Annotated in this window: 27 protein-coding genes; 25 read left to right on the forward strand and 2 right to left on the reverse strand. The window is 43.0% G+C overall.

Annotated features, from left to right (window positions below; translation table 11 throughout):
* Position 1 precedes the first annotated feature (1 nt).
* The 23 genes from rpsS (at position 2) to rplQ (ending at position 11,351) form a co-directional block, all read left to right on the forward strand.
* Positions 2-277: a 30S ribosomal protein S19 gene (rpsS, locus tag DVY93_RS03830; RefSeq protein WP_010196682.1), complete on the forward strand. Its 276-nt coding sequence runs from the start codon at positions 2-4 to the stop codon at positions 275-277.
* A gap of 10 nt (positions 278-287) precedes the next feature.
* A complete protein-coding gene (rplV, locus tag DVY93_RS03835) occupies positions 288-617 on the forward strand; it encodes a 50S ribosomal protein L22 (protein ID WP_021813373.1) in 330 nt (109 codons plus the stop codon).
* A gap of 3 nt (positions 618-620) precedes the next feature.
* Positions 621-1,349, forward strand: coding sequence for a 30S ribosomal protein S3 (gene rpsC / locus DVY93_RS03840; protein ID WP_193006036.1), 729 nt, complete (start codon positions 621-623; stop codon positions 1,347-1,349).
* Between the two features lie 3 nt (positions 1,350-1,352).
* Positions 1,353-1,766 carry a 50S ribosomal protein L16 gene (rplP, locus tag DVY93_RS03845; RefSeq protein WP_075102274.1) on the forward strand — a complete coding sequence of 138 codons (414 nt, stop codon included), beginning with the start codon at positions 1,353-1,355 and terminating at the stop codon, positions 1,764-1,766.
* The gene (gene rpmC, locus DVY93_RS03850) at positions 1,766-1,963 is read left to right on the forward strand and encodes a 50S ribosomal protein L29 (protein WP_010196696.1); all 198 of its coding nucleotides are present in this window, start codon (positions 1,766-1,768) and stop codon (positions 1,961-1,963) included. The genes rplP and rpmC overlap by 1 nt, the downstream gene beginning before the upstream one ends.
* Entirely contained in the window at positions 1,960-2,235 is a 276-nt protein-coding gene (gene rpsQ / locus DVY93_RS03855; RefSeq protein ID WP_021813375.1) for a 30S ribosomal protein S17, read from the forward strand. Before rpmC ends, rpsQ begins: the two co-directional genes overlap by 4 nt.
* Positions 2,236-2,417: 182 nt before the next feature.
* Complete coding sequence (gene rplN, locus DVY93_RS03860; protein WP_010196702.1) at positions 2,418-2,786, forward strand: 50S ribosomal protein L14; 369 nt, start codon at positions 2,418-2,420, stop codon at positions 2,784-2,786.
* Between the two features lie 8 nt (positions 2,787-2,794).
* Positions 2,795-3,112, forward strand: coding sequence for a 50S ribosomal protein L24 (gene rplX, locus DVY93_RS03865; RefSeq protein WP_010196703.1), 318 nt, complete (start codon positions 2,795-2,797; stop codon positions 3,110-3,112).
* Positions 3,113-3,133: 21 nt separating this feature from the next.
* Positions 3,134-3,670: a 50S ribosomal protein L5 gene (rplE, locus tag DVY93_RS03870; RefSeq protein ID WP_198335027.1), complete on the forward strand. Its 537-nt coding sequence runs from the start codon at positions 3,134-3,136 to the stop codon at positions 3,668-3,670.
* A 12-nt stretch (positions 3,671-3,682) separates the two neighbouring features.
* The gene (gene rpsN / locus DVY93_RS03875; protein ID WP_193006033.1) at positions 3,683-3,988 is read left to right on the forward strand and encodes a 30S ribosomal protein S14; all 306 of its coding nucleotides are present in this window, start codon (positions 3,683-3,685) and stop codon (positions 3,986-3,988) included.
* A gap of 11 nt (positions 3,989-3,999) precedes the next feature.
* The gene (gene rpsH / locus DVY93_RS03880) at positions 4,000-4,398 is read left to right on the forward strand and encodes a 30S ribosomal protein S8 (RefSeq protein ID WP_193006032.1); all 399 of its coding nucleotides are present in this window, start codon (positions 4,000-4,002) and stop codon (positions 4,396-4,398) included.
* A 224-nt stretch (positions 4,399-4,622) separates the two neighbouring features.
* Positions 4,623-5,156: a 50S ribosomal protein L6 gene (gene rplF / locus DVY93_RS03885; protein ID WP_198335026.1), complete on the forward strand. Its 534-nt coding sequence runs from the start codon at positions 4,623-4,625 to the stop codon at positions 5,154-5,156.
* Between the two features lie 11 nt (positions 5,157-5,167).
* Positions 5,168-5,518 (forward strand): 50S ribosomal protein L18, encoded by a 351-nt coding sequence (rplR, locus tag DVY93_RS03890; RefSeq protein WP_087040761.1) that lies wholly within the window; start codon positions 5,168-5,170, stop codon positions 5,516-5,518.
* A 2-nt stretch (positions 5,519-5,520) separates the two neighbouring features.
* On the forward strand, positions 5,521-6,036 hold the full coding sequence (rpsE, locus tag DVY93_RS03895; protein WP_193006028.1) for a 30S ribosomal protein S5: 516 nt from the start codon (positions 5,521-5,523) through the stop codon (positions 6,034-6,036).
* 20 nt (positions 6,037-6,056) lie between these two features.
* On the forward strand, positions 6,057-6,236 hold the full coding sequence (gene rpmD / locus DVY93_RS03900; RefSeq protein ID WP_057758718.1) for a 50S ribosomal protein L30: 180 nt from the start codon (positions 6,057-6,059) through the stop codon (positions 6,234-6,236).
* Positions 6,236-6,676, forward strand: coding sequence for a 50S ribosomal protein L15 (gene rplO / locus DVY93_RS03905; protein ID WP_193006026.1), 441 nt, complete (start codon positions 6,236-6,238; stop codon positions 6,674-6,676). Before rpmD ends, rplO begins: the two co-directional genes overlap by 1 nt.
* A 19-nt stretch (positions 6,677-6,695) precedes the next feature.
* The gene (secY, locus tag DVY93_RS03910) at positions 6,696-8,027 is read left to right on the forward strand and encodes a preprotein translocase subunit SecY (protein ID WP_193006079.1); all 1,332 of its coding nucleotides are present in this window, start codon (positions 6,696-6,698) and stop codon (positions 8,025-8,027) included.
* Between the two features lie 31 nt (positions 8,028-8,058).
* Entirely contained in the window at positions 8,059-8,175 is a 117-nt protein-coding gene (gene rpmJ, locus DVY93_RS03915) for a 50S ribosomal protein L36 (RefSeq protein WP_010196721.1), read from the forward strand.
* 251 nt (positions 8,176-8,426) lie between these two features.
* On the forward strand, positions 8,427-8,783 hold the full coding sequence (rpsM, locus tag DVY93_RS03920; RefSeq protein WP_021813384.1) for a 30S ribosomal protein S13: 357 nt from the start codon (positions 8,427-8,429) through the stop codon (positions 8,781-8,783).
* 20 nt (positions 8,784-8,803) lie between these two features.
* Positions 8,804-9,193 (forward strand): 30S ribosomal protein S11, encoded by a 390-nt coding sequence (gene rpsK, locus DVY93_RS03925; protein ID WP_058368279.1) that lies wholly within the window; start codon positions 8,804-8,806, stop codon positions 9,191-9,193.
* A gap of 48 nt (positions 9,194-9,241) precedes the next feature.
* Entirely contained in the window at positions 9,242-9,883 is a 642-nt protein-coding gene (rpsD, locus tag DVY93_RS03930; RefSeq protein ID WP_010196731.1) for a 30S ribosomal protein S4, read from the forward strand.
* An 81-nt stretch (positions 9,884-9,964) separates the two neighbouring features.
* Entirely contained in the window at positions 9,965-10,972 is a 1,008-nt protein-coding gene (locus DVY93_RS03935) for a DNA-directed RNA polymerase subunit alpha (protein ID WP_193006024.1), read from the forward strand.
* Between the two features lie 19 nt (positions 10,973-10,991).
* The gene (rplQ, locus tag DVY93_RS03940) at positions 10,992-11,351 is read left to right on the forward strand and encodes a 50S ribosomal protein L17 (protein ID WP_021813387.1); all 360 of its coding nucleotides are present in this window, start codon (positions 10,992-10,994) and stop codon (positions 11,349-11,351) included.
* Between the two features lie 88 nt (positions 11,352-11,439).
* Here rplQ and DVY93_RS03945 read toward each other — a convergent pair whose 3' ends face one another.
* Together DVY93_RS03945 and DVY93_RS03950 are read right to left on the reverse strand one after the other, a co-directional pair.
* Positions 11,440-12,060: an L-threonylcarbamoyladenylate synthase gene (locus DVY93_RS03945; protein WP_193006021.1), complete on the reverse strand. Its 621-nt coding sequence runs from the start codon at positions 12,058-12,060 to the stop codon at positions 11,440-11,442.
* Between the two features lie 285 nt (positions 12,061-12,345).
* Positions 12,346-13,107 (reverse strand): elongation factor P hydroxylase, encoded by a 762-nt coding sequence (locus DVY93_RS03950; RefSeq protein ID WP_230709222.1) that lies wholly within the window; start codon positions 13,105-13,107, stop codon positions 12,346-12,348.
* A gap of 159 nt (positions 13,108-13,266) precedes the next feature.
* On the opposite strand from DVY93_RS03950, the gene DVY93_RS03955 reads away from it, so the two are divergent.
* Both DVY93_RS03955 and rpmF read left to right on the forward strand, forming a co-directional pair.
* Positions 13,267-13,860 (forward strand): YceD family protein, encoded by a 594-nt coding sequence (locus DVY93_RS03955; RefSeq protein WP_230709224.1) that lies wholly within the window; start codon positions 13,267-13,269, stop codon positions 13,858-13,860.
* A gap of 318 nt (positions 13,861-14,178) precedes the next feature.
* Entirely contained in the window at positions 14,179-14,361 is a 183-nt protein-coding gene (rpmF, locus tag DVY93_RS03960) for a 50S ribosomal protein L32 (protein WP_010196743.1), read from the forward strand.
* The last annotated feature ends 89 nt before the right edge of the window (positions 14,362-14,450 follow it).

The following is a 14,450-nucleotide window of genomic DNA, read 5'->3' on the forward strand; positions in this document are numbered from 1 at the left end:
CATGCCTCGTTCATTGAAAAAAGGTCCATTCATAGACGCGCATTTGTTTGCCAAAGTTGAGAATGCATTAGACACCAACTCACGCAAGCCAATTAAGACTTGGTCGCGCCGCTCGATGATTCTGCCACAAATGGTTGGCCTAACTTTATCTGTTCACAACGGCCGTACACATGTACCGGTTATCGTGAGTGAGCAGATGGTTGGTCATAAACTAGGTGAATTTGCCCCGACTCGTACGTATCGTGGTCATGGCATTGACAAAAAAGCTAAGAGATAAGGTGCTTACCATGGAAGTAACTGCAAAATTACGCGGTGCCGCCATTTCGGCACAAAAAGTTAGACTCGTTGCTGATGAAGTTCGTGGCAAATCTATCGAGCGTGCTTTGGATATCCTAACGTATAGTAATAAAAAAGGCGCTGTATTTGTTAAGAAATGCCTTAACTCAGCCATCGCCAATGCCGAACACAATCACGGCTTAGATATTGATGACCTAAAAGTCGCTACTATCTACGTTGATGAAGGCATTACGCTAAAACGTATCCTACCACGTGCTAAAGGTCGCGCTGATCGTATCAGTAAGCGTACTTGTCACATCACTATAAAGGTAGGAGAATAAGTTATGGGTCAAAAAGTACATCCAATCGGAATTCGTCTTGGTGTTGTAAAAAAGCATAATGCAAATTGGTATGCTAACCCTAAACAATACTCAGAATACCTCATCAACGACATCCAAGTTCGTGAGTATCTACGCAAAAAGCTAGATAATGCTATGATCAGCAATATTATGATCGAGCGTCCTACTGGTGCTGCTAAGATCACCATCGCCACTGCGCGTCCTGGTATCGTTATCGGTAAAAAAGGCGAAGATATCGAAAGACTTCAAAAAGAGTTGACCAAAATTATGGGCGTACCTGCTCAGGTCAACATTGAAGAAATCACTTCACCTGATCTTGATGCACGTTTGGTAGCAGACGGTATCGGAAGCCAGCTTGAGCGTCGCGTCATGTTCCGTCGTGCCATGAAGCGCGCGGTACAGAACAGCATGCGTTCTGGTGCTAAAGGTATTAAAGTTGAGTTGTCTGGCCGTCTTGGCGGTGCTGAGATTGCTCGTACTGAATGGTATCGTGAAGGTCGTGTGCCATTGCATACACTCCGCGCTGATATTGACTATTCGTCAGTACGTGCAGAAACAACTTACGGCACTATCGGTGTAAAAGTTTGGATTTTCCGTGGCGAAATCCTTGACGGTATGAACAGTGTTTATAATCCCGTCAACGAAGAGAAGCCTCGTGCGCCAAAACGCCGTGGTCGTGGAAACGGAAACCGTCGAAACTCAGACAGAGGTTAAACTATGTTACAGCCAAAACGTACCAAGTTTCGTAAAATGCACAAAGGTCGTAACACAGGTCTTGCTCATCGTGGAAGCACCGTTGCATTCGGACAAATTGGTCTAAAATCATTGACTCGTGGTCGTATGACTGCCCGTCAAATTGAAGCAGCACGTCGTACCATCACTCGTAAAATTAAGCGTGGCGGTAAGATTTGGATTCGTGTATTCCCAGACAAACCAATTACCAACAAACCATTAGAAGTACGTATGGGTAAAGGTAAAGGTCCAGTCGAGTATTGGGTATGCGAAATCAAACCTGGTAAAGTGCTATATGAAATCGAAGGGGTCTCAGAAGAGCTTGCTCGCGAAGCCTTAACGCTTGCTGCAGCAAAACTGCCCTTTAAAACTACCATTGTTAAGCGGACGATAATGTAATGAAGATCAGTGAATTACGTGATAAATCATTAGAAGAACTGACCCAGTTACTTGATGAAAAGCAACTTGATGCTTTCCGTATTCGTATGGCTAAAGCAACTGGTCAGTTGGGTAATACCCATGAAGTCAGAGGCAATCGTCGCACGATTGCTCAGATTCAGACTTTGATTAACGAGAAACAACGAGGCGACTCATGAGCGATAACAATCAAACAGCTACCAATGCTAGCGTATTGACAGGACGAGTTGTCAGCGACAAGATGGACAAGTCCATCACAGTTTTGATTGAGCGTCTGGTTCGTCATCCTTTGTATGGCAAACAGCTTCGTCGTTCTACAAAAATCAAAGCACATGATGAGAATAACGTTTGCCAACAAGGCGACCTTGTCCGCATCAAAGAAACGCGTCCAATCTCTAAAACCAAGTCTTGGACTTTGGTTGATGTGGTTGAAAAAGTAGAAAAAATCTAAGTAAATTGCATTAAAAGCCAGAAGCTGTTAAAATAGCCGCCTTTTTAAGGATGCTGATTGCGCCGAGCGTATATCACTCACATTAAGAGTAAGCAGCGGTTATTAATATTAAAATGCCGACTACTCATACTGTGCTAGCGGCAGCAACTGGTTTTTATTGCTCATACGTGTGGAGTAACGCTATGATTCAGGTTGAGTCAATGCTGGAAGTTGCAGACAATAGCGGTGCAAGGCGAGTTCAGTGCATTAAAGTACTGGGTGGTTCTCATCGTCGTTATGCATCAGTTGGCGACATTATTAAAGTAACGGTTAAAGAAGCCATTCCGCGTGGTCGTGTTAAAAAAGGCGACGTGATGAATGCTGTAGTTGTACGTACCAAAAAAGGCGTTCGTCGTCCTGATGGTTCTGTGTTGCGTTTTGATGACAATGCTGCGGTATTGTTGAACCAAAACAAAGCGCCGATTGCAACTCGTATTTTTGGACCGGTAACTCGTGAACTACGTGGTGATCAGTTTATGAAAATTGTATCACTAGCACCAGAAGTATTGTGAGGTAATCCATGTCAAAATTACGTAAAGGCGATACAGTTATCGTGATTGCTGGGAAAGATAAAGGCAAGCAAGGTACTGTACAAGCTGTAAAGAATGATCGTATTAAAGTTGAAGGCATTAATATTGTCACTAAACATCAGAAGCCAAATCAGGCGACTGGCGTTGAAGGTGGTATTCTTAAGCAAGAAGCTTTTCTGCATATCTCAAATGTCGCAATTCTAAATGCGCAAACCCAAAAAGCTGATCGTATTACTTATCAGTTCGGCGAAGACGGCAACAAACAACGCGTCTATCGTTCGAACGGTGAAGTAGTGGCGACTGCGTAAGACACTAAGGGTGTAATGGTAATGGCAAGATTAAAATCTTTATATAACGATAAACTAAAGCAGCAAATCAAAGAAGAGCTTGGTTTGGCAAATGTGATGCAAGTGCCTAAAATCACTAAAATCACACTTAACATGGGTGTAGGCGGCGCGTCTCAAGACAAGAAATTGCTTGAAGGTGCTGTGGCTGATATGACTGCGATTGCTGGTCAAAAACCTGTTGTCACCAAAGCGCGTAAATCAGTTGCTGGTTTTAAGATTCGTGAAGAATGGCCAATTGGCTGTAAAGTAACGCTACGCGGTGAGCAAATGTACGAATTTTTGGATCGTCTCATTGCCATTGCAATTCCTCGTATTCGTGATTTCCGCGGTTTTTCACCTAAAGCCTTTGACGGACGTGGTAACTACTCTTTGGGTATCAAAGAACAAATCGTATTCCCAGAAGTAGATTTTGACAAGATTGATCGTATCCGCGGTATGGATGTGACAATCACCACGTCAGCTGGTACTGATGAAGAAGGTCGTGCGTTGCTTAAAGCATTCGGCTTCCCATTTAAATAAGGTAAAGACGTTATGGCAAAGAAGAGCATGATTAACCGCGAATTAAAGCGCGAAAAAATGGTTGCTAAATATGCTGAAAAGCGTATCAAGCTAAAAGAAACTATCAGTGATATGACTGCAAGTGACGAAGCTCGTATGGAAGCGATGTTAGAGCTACAAGCTTTACCACGTAATTCATCACCAGTACGTCTACGTAATCGTTGTGCTATCACCGGTCGTCCTCACGGTTACTTCCGCAAGTTTGGCTTATCACGCAATATGCTGCGTGAGCGTGTCATGCAAGGCGATGTGCCTGGTGTTCGTAAAGCAAGCTGGTAAGGAGTAACTATATGAGTATGCAAGATACCGTTGGGGATATGCTAACCCGTATTCGTAACGCACAAATGGCTAACAAAGTGTCGGTTGCAATGCCGAGCTCTAAATTACGTAAATCAATTGCTGATTTACTAGTTAGCGAAGGTTATGTGGCTAGCGCTGTTGTTACTGAAGAAGAAAACAACAAAGCAACCCTTACTATTGAATTGAAATATTTCGAAGGCCGTGCTGTCATCGAAACTATCCAACGTTATAGCCGTCCTGGTCTACGCCAGTTCCGCGGTAAAGACGCTATCCCTACTGTTAAGCAAGGTATGGGTGTTGCTATCGTATCGACTAGCCAAGGTATCATGAGCGATCGTGCTGCACGCGCTGCTGGTATCGGTGGTGAAATCGTTGCATTTGTTGCCTAATTAGCATTCTTTGCTTTAGGCAATAAAACGATAAAGTCTATTTGGACCCCTTTAAGCTTTATTAAATTTATAAAAATTTATAATAAGCTTGAAGAAACCTAAACATTCGATGTTAATAAAATTGAAAGATGTTTAATGGGAACAACTATGCTAAACTAGCAGGCTTTTTAGCCTGTTAGTTTTTTCGCTAATATAAAGAAGTTAATTTTTTAAGGAATATTCCTATGTCTCGTGTGGCTAAAGCCCCAGTGACGCTGCCAAATGGCGTAAGCGTTACTTTGAACGATCGGCAGGTCGAAGTTAAAGGCAAGAACGGCAATTTGTCTTTACGCCTGCATGAATTGGTCGAGCTGAAACAGGAAGATGATGCTATCATTTTCTCACCTACAGTCGATTCAAAAGAAGCTATGATGCACACTGGCACCATGCGCGCTTTACTTAACAACTATGTTACGGGCGTGAATGAAGGCTTTGAAAGACGTCTTCAACTGATTGGTGTTGGTTATCGCGCACAAGTTACTGGTAATAAAGTAACTTTAAACGTCGGTTACTCTCATCCAGTAGAGTATACGTTGCCTGAAGGTGTGTCAGCTGAAACCCCAACGCAAACTGAAATTGTTTTGAAATCAAACAATAAACAGCAGCTTGGTCAAGCAGCGGCTAATATCCGTGGTTTCCGCCCACCTGAGCCTTATAAAGGCAAAGGTATTCGTTATAGTGACGAACATGTGATTCGCAAAGAAGCTAAGAAAAAATAAGGTGAGTTGAAATGTTTGATAAAAAAGCAGCTCGTCTGCGTCGAGCTAAGAAAACCCGCGCGCATATCCGTGTCTTAGGCGCTCATCGCTTAACGGTTAATCGCACGCCGAAACATATTTATGCCCAGATTATCTCTCCGAACGGTGGTGAAGTGATTGCTCAGGCATCTACCTTGGACGGCAGTTTGCGTTCAGGCGCGACAGGCAATACTGATGCCGCAACGTCTGTGGGTCAATTGATCGCAGAACGTGCAAAAGCAGCTGGTATTACTAAAGTTGCCTTTGACCGTAGTGGTTTTAAATATCATGGTCGAGTAAAAGCTTTAGCAGAAGCTGCTCGCGAAAATGGATTGGAGTTTTAATCATGGCTAGAAATGATAAAAATGATAAGAACGAACAGACTGACGGTCTAGTAGAACGCCTAGTTACCGTTGATCGCGTTGCAAAAGTTGTTAAAGGTGGTCGTATTTTCTCATTCACTGCGTTGACCGTAGTGGGCGATGGCAATGGTCGTGTTGGTTTTGGTCGTGGTAAAGCACGTGAAGTGCCAGCTGCTATTCAAAAAGCACTAGAAGCTGCCAAACGTAATATGATCACTGTTGATCTTAATGATGCAACTTTGTATCATCCAATCAAAGCACGTCATGGTGCTAGTAAAGTCTACATGCAACCTGCATCTGAAGGTACTGGCGTAATCGCTGGTGGCGCAATGCGTGCTGTATTAGAAGTTGCTGGTGTCAAAGATGTTTTGACTAAATGTTATGGTTCTACCAATACTGCTAACGTTGTTCGTGCAACGTTTAACGGTTTACGTGATATGTCAACTCCAGAGAAGATGGCAGCTAAACGTGGTAAATCTGTAGACGAAATCTTGGGTTAACTTAGACTAGGTGAGTTACGATGAAAAAAATGAAAGTCACTCAATTTAAATCGGGTGCCCATCGCCTAAAGAGCCACAAAGCGAGCTTGAAAGGATTGGGTTTACGCCGTATTAATCATACTGTTGTAGTAGAAGACACTCCTTCAACACGTGGTATGGTCAATCGCGTCAACTACATGGTAAAAGTGGAGGAAGCGTAATGGGACTTAGATTAAATGAATTATCACCAGGTGTTGGCGCAAAGAAAACTGCCCAACGTCGTGGTCGTGGTATCGGTTCAGGTCTTGGTAAGACTGGTGGTCGTGGTGTAAAAGGTCAGAAATCTCGTTCAGGTTCTAGCATTCGCTCAGGATTTGAAGGTGGCCAAATGCCTTTATATCGCCGTCTACCGAAATTTGGTTTTACCAGTAAAATGGCAATGAAGACTGCTGAAGTGCGTCTGTCTGAACTGAATAAAATTGAAGGCGATGTGGTTAGCGTTGAAACACTGAAAGCGGCTAACCTTATCCGTCATGATATGAAGCGTGCCCGTGTTATGTTGTCAGGCGAAGTCACTAAAGCTTATACTTTTAAAGGTATCAAAGTGACTAAAGGCGCCAAGCAAGCAATCGAAGCTGCTGGTGGTAGCATCGAGGAGTAGTAACGTGTCAAAACAATCAATGTCATCGGCTGGTATACCGCTTAATCCATTTGCATTCATACGTAAGTATGATGAACTATGGAAGCGTTTATTATTCTTAATCGGCGCATTGATTGTTTATCGTTTAGGGTCACACATTCCTGTACCAGGTATTAACCCAGTTAATCTGGCTGATCTGTTTTCGCGCAACGAAAATACCATCCTGAGCATGTTTAATATGTTCTCAGGGGGTGCACTAGAGCGTATGTCCATCATGGCGCTTGGCATTATGCCTTATATCTCAGCGTCCATTATTGTACAGATGATGTCTGCGGTATTGCCATCGCTTGAAGCCCTCAAAAAAGAAGGTGAAGCGGGACGACGCAAGCTAAATAAGTACACCCGTCAAGGGACACTTGCTTTAGCACTGGTACAGTCATTAGGAATGTGTGCGGGTTTAATCAGCCAAAATCTTACCTTATCTACTGGTCTTACCTTTTACATACCAGCGGTTACTTCTTTAGTAGCAGGCGCAATGTTCTTAATGTGGCTTGGTGAGCAGATTACAGAACGTGGTGTGGGTAATGGTATTTCAATGCTTATTTTTGCAAGTATTGTGGCCGGTACGCCAGGTATGATTTCGCAGTCTATTGAACAGGTCAATCAAGGGCAGATGAACTTGATTGTACTATTTATTTTTGTGCTACTAGGCATCGCGGTTACCGCAGGTATCGTTTATATTGAACGTGCTCAGCGCCGTGTTCCTGTAAACTATGCGCAAAAACAACAACAGGGACGCAAAATCTACGCTCAGCAGCAGTCACATTTGCCGTTGAAGCTGAACATGGCAGGGGTTATCCCAGCTATTTTTGCCAGCTCTTTATTGTTGTTTCCTGCAAGTTTGGGGCAGTGGGTGGGTCAATCTACCGATCCTAGCTTCACACAAAAAATATTGCAAAATATGGCACTCGTATTGTCTCCTGGACAGCCGCTGTATCTAGTACTGTTTGGTGCAATGATTATTTTCTTCTGTTACTTCTATACGGCATTGGTATTTAGTCCACGTGAAGTAGCTGAAAACCTTAAACGTAGTGGTGCGTATATCCCCGGTATTCGCCCAGGACAACAAACTCAGCGTTACCTCGATCATGTATTAAACCGACTGACCTTTATTGGCGCGATGTATATGACGGTTATTTGTTTAATGCCAATGGTCGTCCAGTCATCGTTTGGTGTACCGTTCCAACTTGGTGGTACGTCTTTACTGATTATGGTGGTTGTGGTAATGGATTTCATCTCGCAGATACAAGCGCATTTGATGACCCATCAATATCATGATCAGACGTTAATTCAATCGCCCACTCAACCTTAAATGAGCGGTACGATATTTCAAGGAGCATGCTATGAAAGTTCAAGCATCAGTTAAGAAGATTTGCGGTAGCTGTAAAGTTGTGCGCCGTAAAGGCCGTGTACATATTATCTGTACAGCAGAACCGCGCCACAAGCAACGTCAAGGTTAATATTTGGTACCATAAGTTTTTTAACTTTTGTTACTAAATAAATTAATACTTGAAAAATAACGGCGGATGGGATATCATCCGCCACTTGCCGTGTTTATGCAGAATGTTTTATAATACTGTCAGTCGATAGGCTTGTAATTGAGTCAAAAAGCGACAGTAATCATAAAAACTCTAGTATTAACAGCAACAAATCTGAAGAATAATGCCTTATTGATAAATAACGCTTATTTTTCTTTAATGGAGAGAAATCAATGGCTCGTATTGCCGGCGTAAACATTCCGGATAATAAGCATGCTGTTATTTCACTAACTTACATCTTTGGTGTAGGTCGTACCACTGCTCAGAAAATCTTAGAAGCAGTTGGCATTGCCCCTACTACTAAAGTTAGTCAGTTAGATGATACACAGTTAGATGCTATCCGTGCACAAGTTGCAAATTACATGACTGAGGGTGACCTTCGTCGTGAAGTTTCAATGAATATCAAGCGTTTAGTTGATCTTGGTTGTTACCGTGGCATCCGCCATCGTCGTAACCTACCGGTTAGAGGTCAGAACACCAAGAACAACGCTCGTACTCGCAAGGGTCCGACACGCCCTCTCAAAAGATAATTAACTTAGGAAGCTAAAAGATGGCTAAAGACACTCGTAGTCGCAAAAAAGTGACTCGTCGTTCAGTATCGGAGGGCGTTGCCCATATCCATGCGTCTTTTAATAACACCATTGTTACGATTACCGATCGTCAAGGTAATGCACTGGCTTGGGCCACTTCAGGTGGACAAGGCTTCCGTGGTTCACGTAAATCTACACCATTTGCAGCTCAGGTTGCAGCTGAAGTCGCTGGTAAAGCGGCTCAAGAATACGGTGTTAAGAATATCGACGTTTTGGTCAAAGGACCAGGACCGGGTCGTGAGTCTGCGGTAAGAGCACTAGGTGCATTGGGTTATAAAGTTAATAGCATCTCTGATGTTACCCCAATCCCACACAATGGTTGCCGTGCGCCGAAAAAGCGCCGCGTCTAATATTAAAGACGAAGCTTTTTATCCCAAAAGCTTATAGGAGACATAACAATGGCCCGCTATATTGGACCAAAACTCAAATTATCACGTCGTGAAGGTACAGACTTAGGCCTTAAGTCTGGCGTAAAACCATATGACGTAAAAACAAAAAAAGCTGGTCGTCCACCAGGTCAACATGGCGTTAGCCGTAACAAGACCTCTGAATATGCTTTACAGCTGCGCGAAAAGCAGAAAGTTAAGCGTATTTATGGTGTACTAGAGCGTCAGTTTGCTAATTACTATAAAGAAGCTGCTCGTAAGCGTGGTGCTACTGGTGAAAACCTACTAGCAATGCTTGAGAGCCGTCTAGATAACGTGGTATACCGCATGGGCTTCGGCTCAACTCGCGCTGAAGCACGTCAGCTAGTCAGTCATCGCACTGTTATGGTAAAAAAAGCTGGTCGTGATGAGTTTGTTCGTGTGAACATTCCATCAATTCAGCTTCAAGATGGTGATGTCATCGCTATCCAAGAGAAGTCTCGCGAACAACTACGTATTAAGAACGCTATTGAACTAGCAACACAACGTGGTATTCCAGAATGGCTAGATGTTGACCACAGCAAACTACAAGGCACGTTTAAACAAGCGCCTGATCGCATTGATCTACCTGCTGAAATCAACGAAAGCTTGATCGTTGAGCTATACTCTAAATAAGTAACGTACTGCTCGATGTTATGAAAATAGCATTGAGCGATTAACGTTAATTAAACCAGTTTAATAAATCGAGGTGACATCATGATGCTAAATGCAACTGAGTTTCTAACGCCGAATGCCATTAACGTGGACACGGTTAATGAAACGATTGCGAAAGTCACGCTCGAACCGTTAGAACGCGGCTTTGGGCATACCCTAGGTAATGCCTTACGTCGCATCTTGTTATCTTCATTACCTGGTGCTGCAGTCATTGAAGCTGAGATTGATGGTGTTGACCATGAATACTCAACGCTTGAAGGACTACAAGAAGATGTACTTGACTTGCTTTTGAACTTAAAAGGCTTGGCAATTACGCTTCATGACCAAAATGAAGTATTTTTGACCTTGGATAAACAAGGTCCAGGCACTATTACTGCTGCAGACATCTCGCTACCACACAATGTAGACATCATCAATCCAGAATTGGTATTGGGTACATTGAGTGATCGTGGTCATCTTAAGATGCGTTTGCGTGTAGTAATGGGTCGTGGATATGAGCCAGCAAACCAGCGCCGTGAAGATGGTGATACCAAAGCTATTGGACGTTTAAAGCTTGATGCAAGTTTTAGTCCTGTGCTTCGTGTTGCTTATCAGGTTGAGAACGCTCGCGTTGAGCAGCGTACTGATCTTGATCGTCTTATCGTTGAGCTTGAAACTAATGGCACTATAGATCCAGAAGAAGCAATTCGTAAAGCAGCCACTATTTTACAACAACAGATTTCTATCTTTGTTGACCTAGAAGCTGAAGAAGCGCCTGAGCCTGTGAAAGAAAAAGAAGAGGTTGATCCGGTGCTATTACGCCCTGTGGACGATCTTGAACTAACGGTTCGCTCAGCCAACTGCTTGAAAGCTGAAAACATTTACTATATCGGTGATTTGGTACAACGTTCAGAGACTGAACTATTAAAAACCCCAAATCTTGGTAAGAAATCATTAACGGAAATCAAAGACGTATTAGCGTCTAAAGATTTAGAGCTCGGTATGCGCCTAGATAACTGGCCACCAGCTGATTTACGTGTTGATGATCGCTTTTCTTATCGTAGCCGTTAAACTTTAAGGATTTTTGACTATGCGCCATCGTAAGAGTGGAGTCAAGCTGGGTCGTACCGGCAGTCATCGTAAGGCAATGTTTCAGAACATGACCAACTCATTATTTGAGCATGAACTGATCAAAACAACTTTACCAAAAGCAAAAGAGTTACGCCGCGTTGCCGAGCCATTAATCACTATGGCTAAAGAAGACAGCGTTGCTAACCGTCGTTTAGCATTCAGCCGTATGCGTAGCAAAGCTATGGTAGGCAAATTATTTGGCACGTTGGGTCCTCGTTACCAAACACGTCCAGGTGGATATTTGCGTATCGTAAAATGCGGTTACCGTGATGGTGACAATGCGCCAATGGCTTATGTAGAATTGGTTGATCGCGACTAATTTTATACTGACCTATAAGTATATAAAAAAAGCTCCAATAAATTGGAGCTTTTTTTTGTGCGTCACATTTGTCATTATTCTTCGTTAACTATAGTAGCAAGGAAGCAACGTCAGCAGCACCTTGTCTGATAATCTCAGGTTGGCCGCTAGTCATATCGACAATGGTGGTGAGCTTAGTGGTCTTGATACCCGCGTTAATGAGACCATCTATCTGATTGCCCAACAGCTCTTCAATCTCAAATGGATCATCGAGTATATCGTCTCTATTAGGTAGTATGAGGGAGCTGGTCAAGATTGGTTCATCCATTGCCTCTAAGAGTGCCTGAGCAATAGGGTTACTCGGTACGCGAATACCTATGGTTTTTTTCTTGGCGTGTGCCAGTTTTTTTGGCACATCTTTTGTAGCATTTAGAATGAATGTAATAGGTGCGGGGGTATGGGCTTTTAGTTGTTTAAACTGTACATTGTCTACGGTGGCATAATTAGCAATTTCACTTAAGTCACGACACAATAAAGTAAATTGATGCTTGTCATCCAGTTCACGAATTTGCTTAAGCTTCTCTAGTGCCTCTTTTGCCCCTAGGCGGCAACCAAACGCGTAACTGGTATCAGTGGGATAGATGATTAATTGGTCCTTGCGTAATAGATCAGCGGCTTGTTCAATAAGACGCGGCTGTGGATTGTCCGGATGAATATAGAGTACTTGCATAATAGATCCTTATTTATAATTATTGGGTTTTTGTCATTAGGAGAGATTGTTTTTATTGACACTACGAATCAAATCTATACAGAGTTGTTCAAATACTTGTTTTGTTTACTGCGCAGACATTGTATAAGTAGGGTGGGTGATACTATATGAGTCTGAGAGATCACGCACCGCTTTATACTGCGTTATTCATTAGACCCAGTATAGCGCACAGCAAATATAAGTTTAGTGGCAAGACGTTACTATCCGTAGAAAATCGTTAACGAAAGATCATAGAGAGTAGCAAGGCTAAGCCCATGTACCGTCGTTAGCGTCGCCAGTAGCACAGACCGTCAGAAGGGCATGTAATAAGACTTTAGCATCACGGGGTAGGGTATGAGGCTTTGCGATGTATTCCTCAACCTGTCGATAAACGTCATTTTCGAAGGTACTACTGCTGGTATCAAATGTTGCAAATAAATTGTCTTGTGAGACTTGAAAAGAGCGTCCGCAAGCTAGAGTGAATAGACACTCAAGCGCCTGTGGTTTGATCTCTACACGCTCAAACGCTTGCTGCTGAGCGACTGATCGTCCATCTGGTGCGTACCAATAGCCAAAGTCAGGCAAGCGTCTACGAGCGTCCCCTGCTATGCACCAATGACTCGCCTCGTGCAGCGCACTAGCAAAAAATCCATGGGCAAACGCTATTCTGGCAGGCTCATTATTTTGTGCAGGGAAGTACTCTGGTTCGCCTTCACTACGGACCAAGACGACTTTTTGCGCGGCAAATAGGGTATTGAATAATTGGATAAGCCAGTTTGTCGCTGCGCGTTCCCTGTCATCAGATGTTTGTATAGTGCTATCAGATGCTTTGCTAGGAAGTAGACTGTACCATTCATCTTGCCACTTCTTGAAACACTCATTTAAGTACTTATTTCTTCGAATGCTTCCTGACTCAGGAGAAAGTAGGTTGTTATTACTGGTCAGATTGGTAAGACGTTGCAGTAGTTCTTTGGTTTTGACAAAAGGGAGTAGATTAGAAAAATCAACTTTATTTTTAACTGGATCCATAGATAACACACTGACCAAATAGAGGATAAAAAGTAAGAAGAGATCGGCTGAGGAAAAAGAATACCAAAAAATATTAACATACTAGCGCTAGCACAGCACGGTGCTTTCCGTTAGTATGGCAGGCAATATTATACACCGTTTTGACGAATGAGGTCGCGCATGTCAAGCACTCCAGAAAGTAAACCGTCAGCATTGAACCCTGACAATAAAAAAGCGCCTGTAACGAATAGCATGCCTGAGCACATCTCTTTAGATAAATGGGCAGACACGGGTTATGAGTGGGCAGGAGAAGTAGAGCCGAGCTCTTTTCAACGTCTCGCTACTGTTTTGTCCACCGACCATGAACAGACAAAAACGCAGCTCGATGCTAACCTATATCGCCGCAATAATGTCTTACATCTGGCTTTTACACTGACGGGTAACGTCTGGCTAACTTGTCAACGTTGTCTACAACCAGTGGCTATTGATTTGTCTGATGATTATGACATTGCCTTGCTAGAAAACGAGAGCCAAGTGCGCTTAGTGAATGAAGAGCAAGACTATTTGCTACTTGATGAAATCATCACGGAGCAATCACCAGAGCGTTTACTACCCTTTAAAAAGCTGGTTGAAGATGAAATCTTGCTCAAGACCCCAATGGCGCCAAAGCATGATGACTGCGAAATGACGGTAGAGCAATTTGGTGAGATACCAGAAGAAGAGGAAAGTGAAAACCCATTTGCGGCTTTAGCCTCCTTAAAAGGCAAGCTCTAACCGTATAAATGCTCTGCTCTTTAGATTTATAATGCCTTTTATCTGCTTTGTACAGAAGAGTGAAAGGCAGGGCTTTATTAATCCATTAAACATGCGTATAATGTCCGGTTTATTGCATTCTAGCAACAAGTTACTTGCTGATAGACGCTGACTGGGCAAAATTTCTGTGGATTTTAGACGCAGTCAGTATTATATGTAGGTGACAATCTATTTAACTAATGATGCTTAAGACTTAGGTTGTGGTGATTATATAGCCTCTGTCAGTATCGACTAAAGCTGAATTTTAAGCTTATCCCTTTTAAGTATAGGAGCTATATCATGGCTGTTCAAAAAAGTCGTAAAAGCCGTTCTCGTCGTGACATGCGCCGTTCACACCATCGTATGGAAGTGGCTGAGCTAAGCGTAGATGCGACCACTGGTGAAAAACATCGTCGTCATCACATGACTAAAGATGGTTTCTACCGTGGCCGTCAGTTATTCAAGGTCAGTCAAGACGCTTAAGTCATTGACTATTCAATAGCTAATACATAAGTAATGATAGTACTGGTGATTGTCATTACTTGTGTGCAGCCGTTATTAGACAATATGTT

It is taken from the genome of Psychrobacter sp. CCUG 69069 (assembly GCF_021023115.1).
Taxonomy (GTDB): Bacteria; Pseudomonadota; Gammaproteobacteria; order Pseudomonadales; family Moraxellaceae; genus Psychrobacter; species Psychrobacter namhaensis.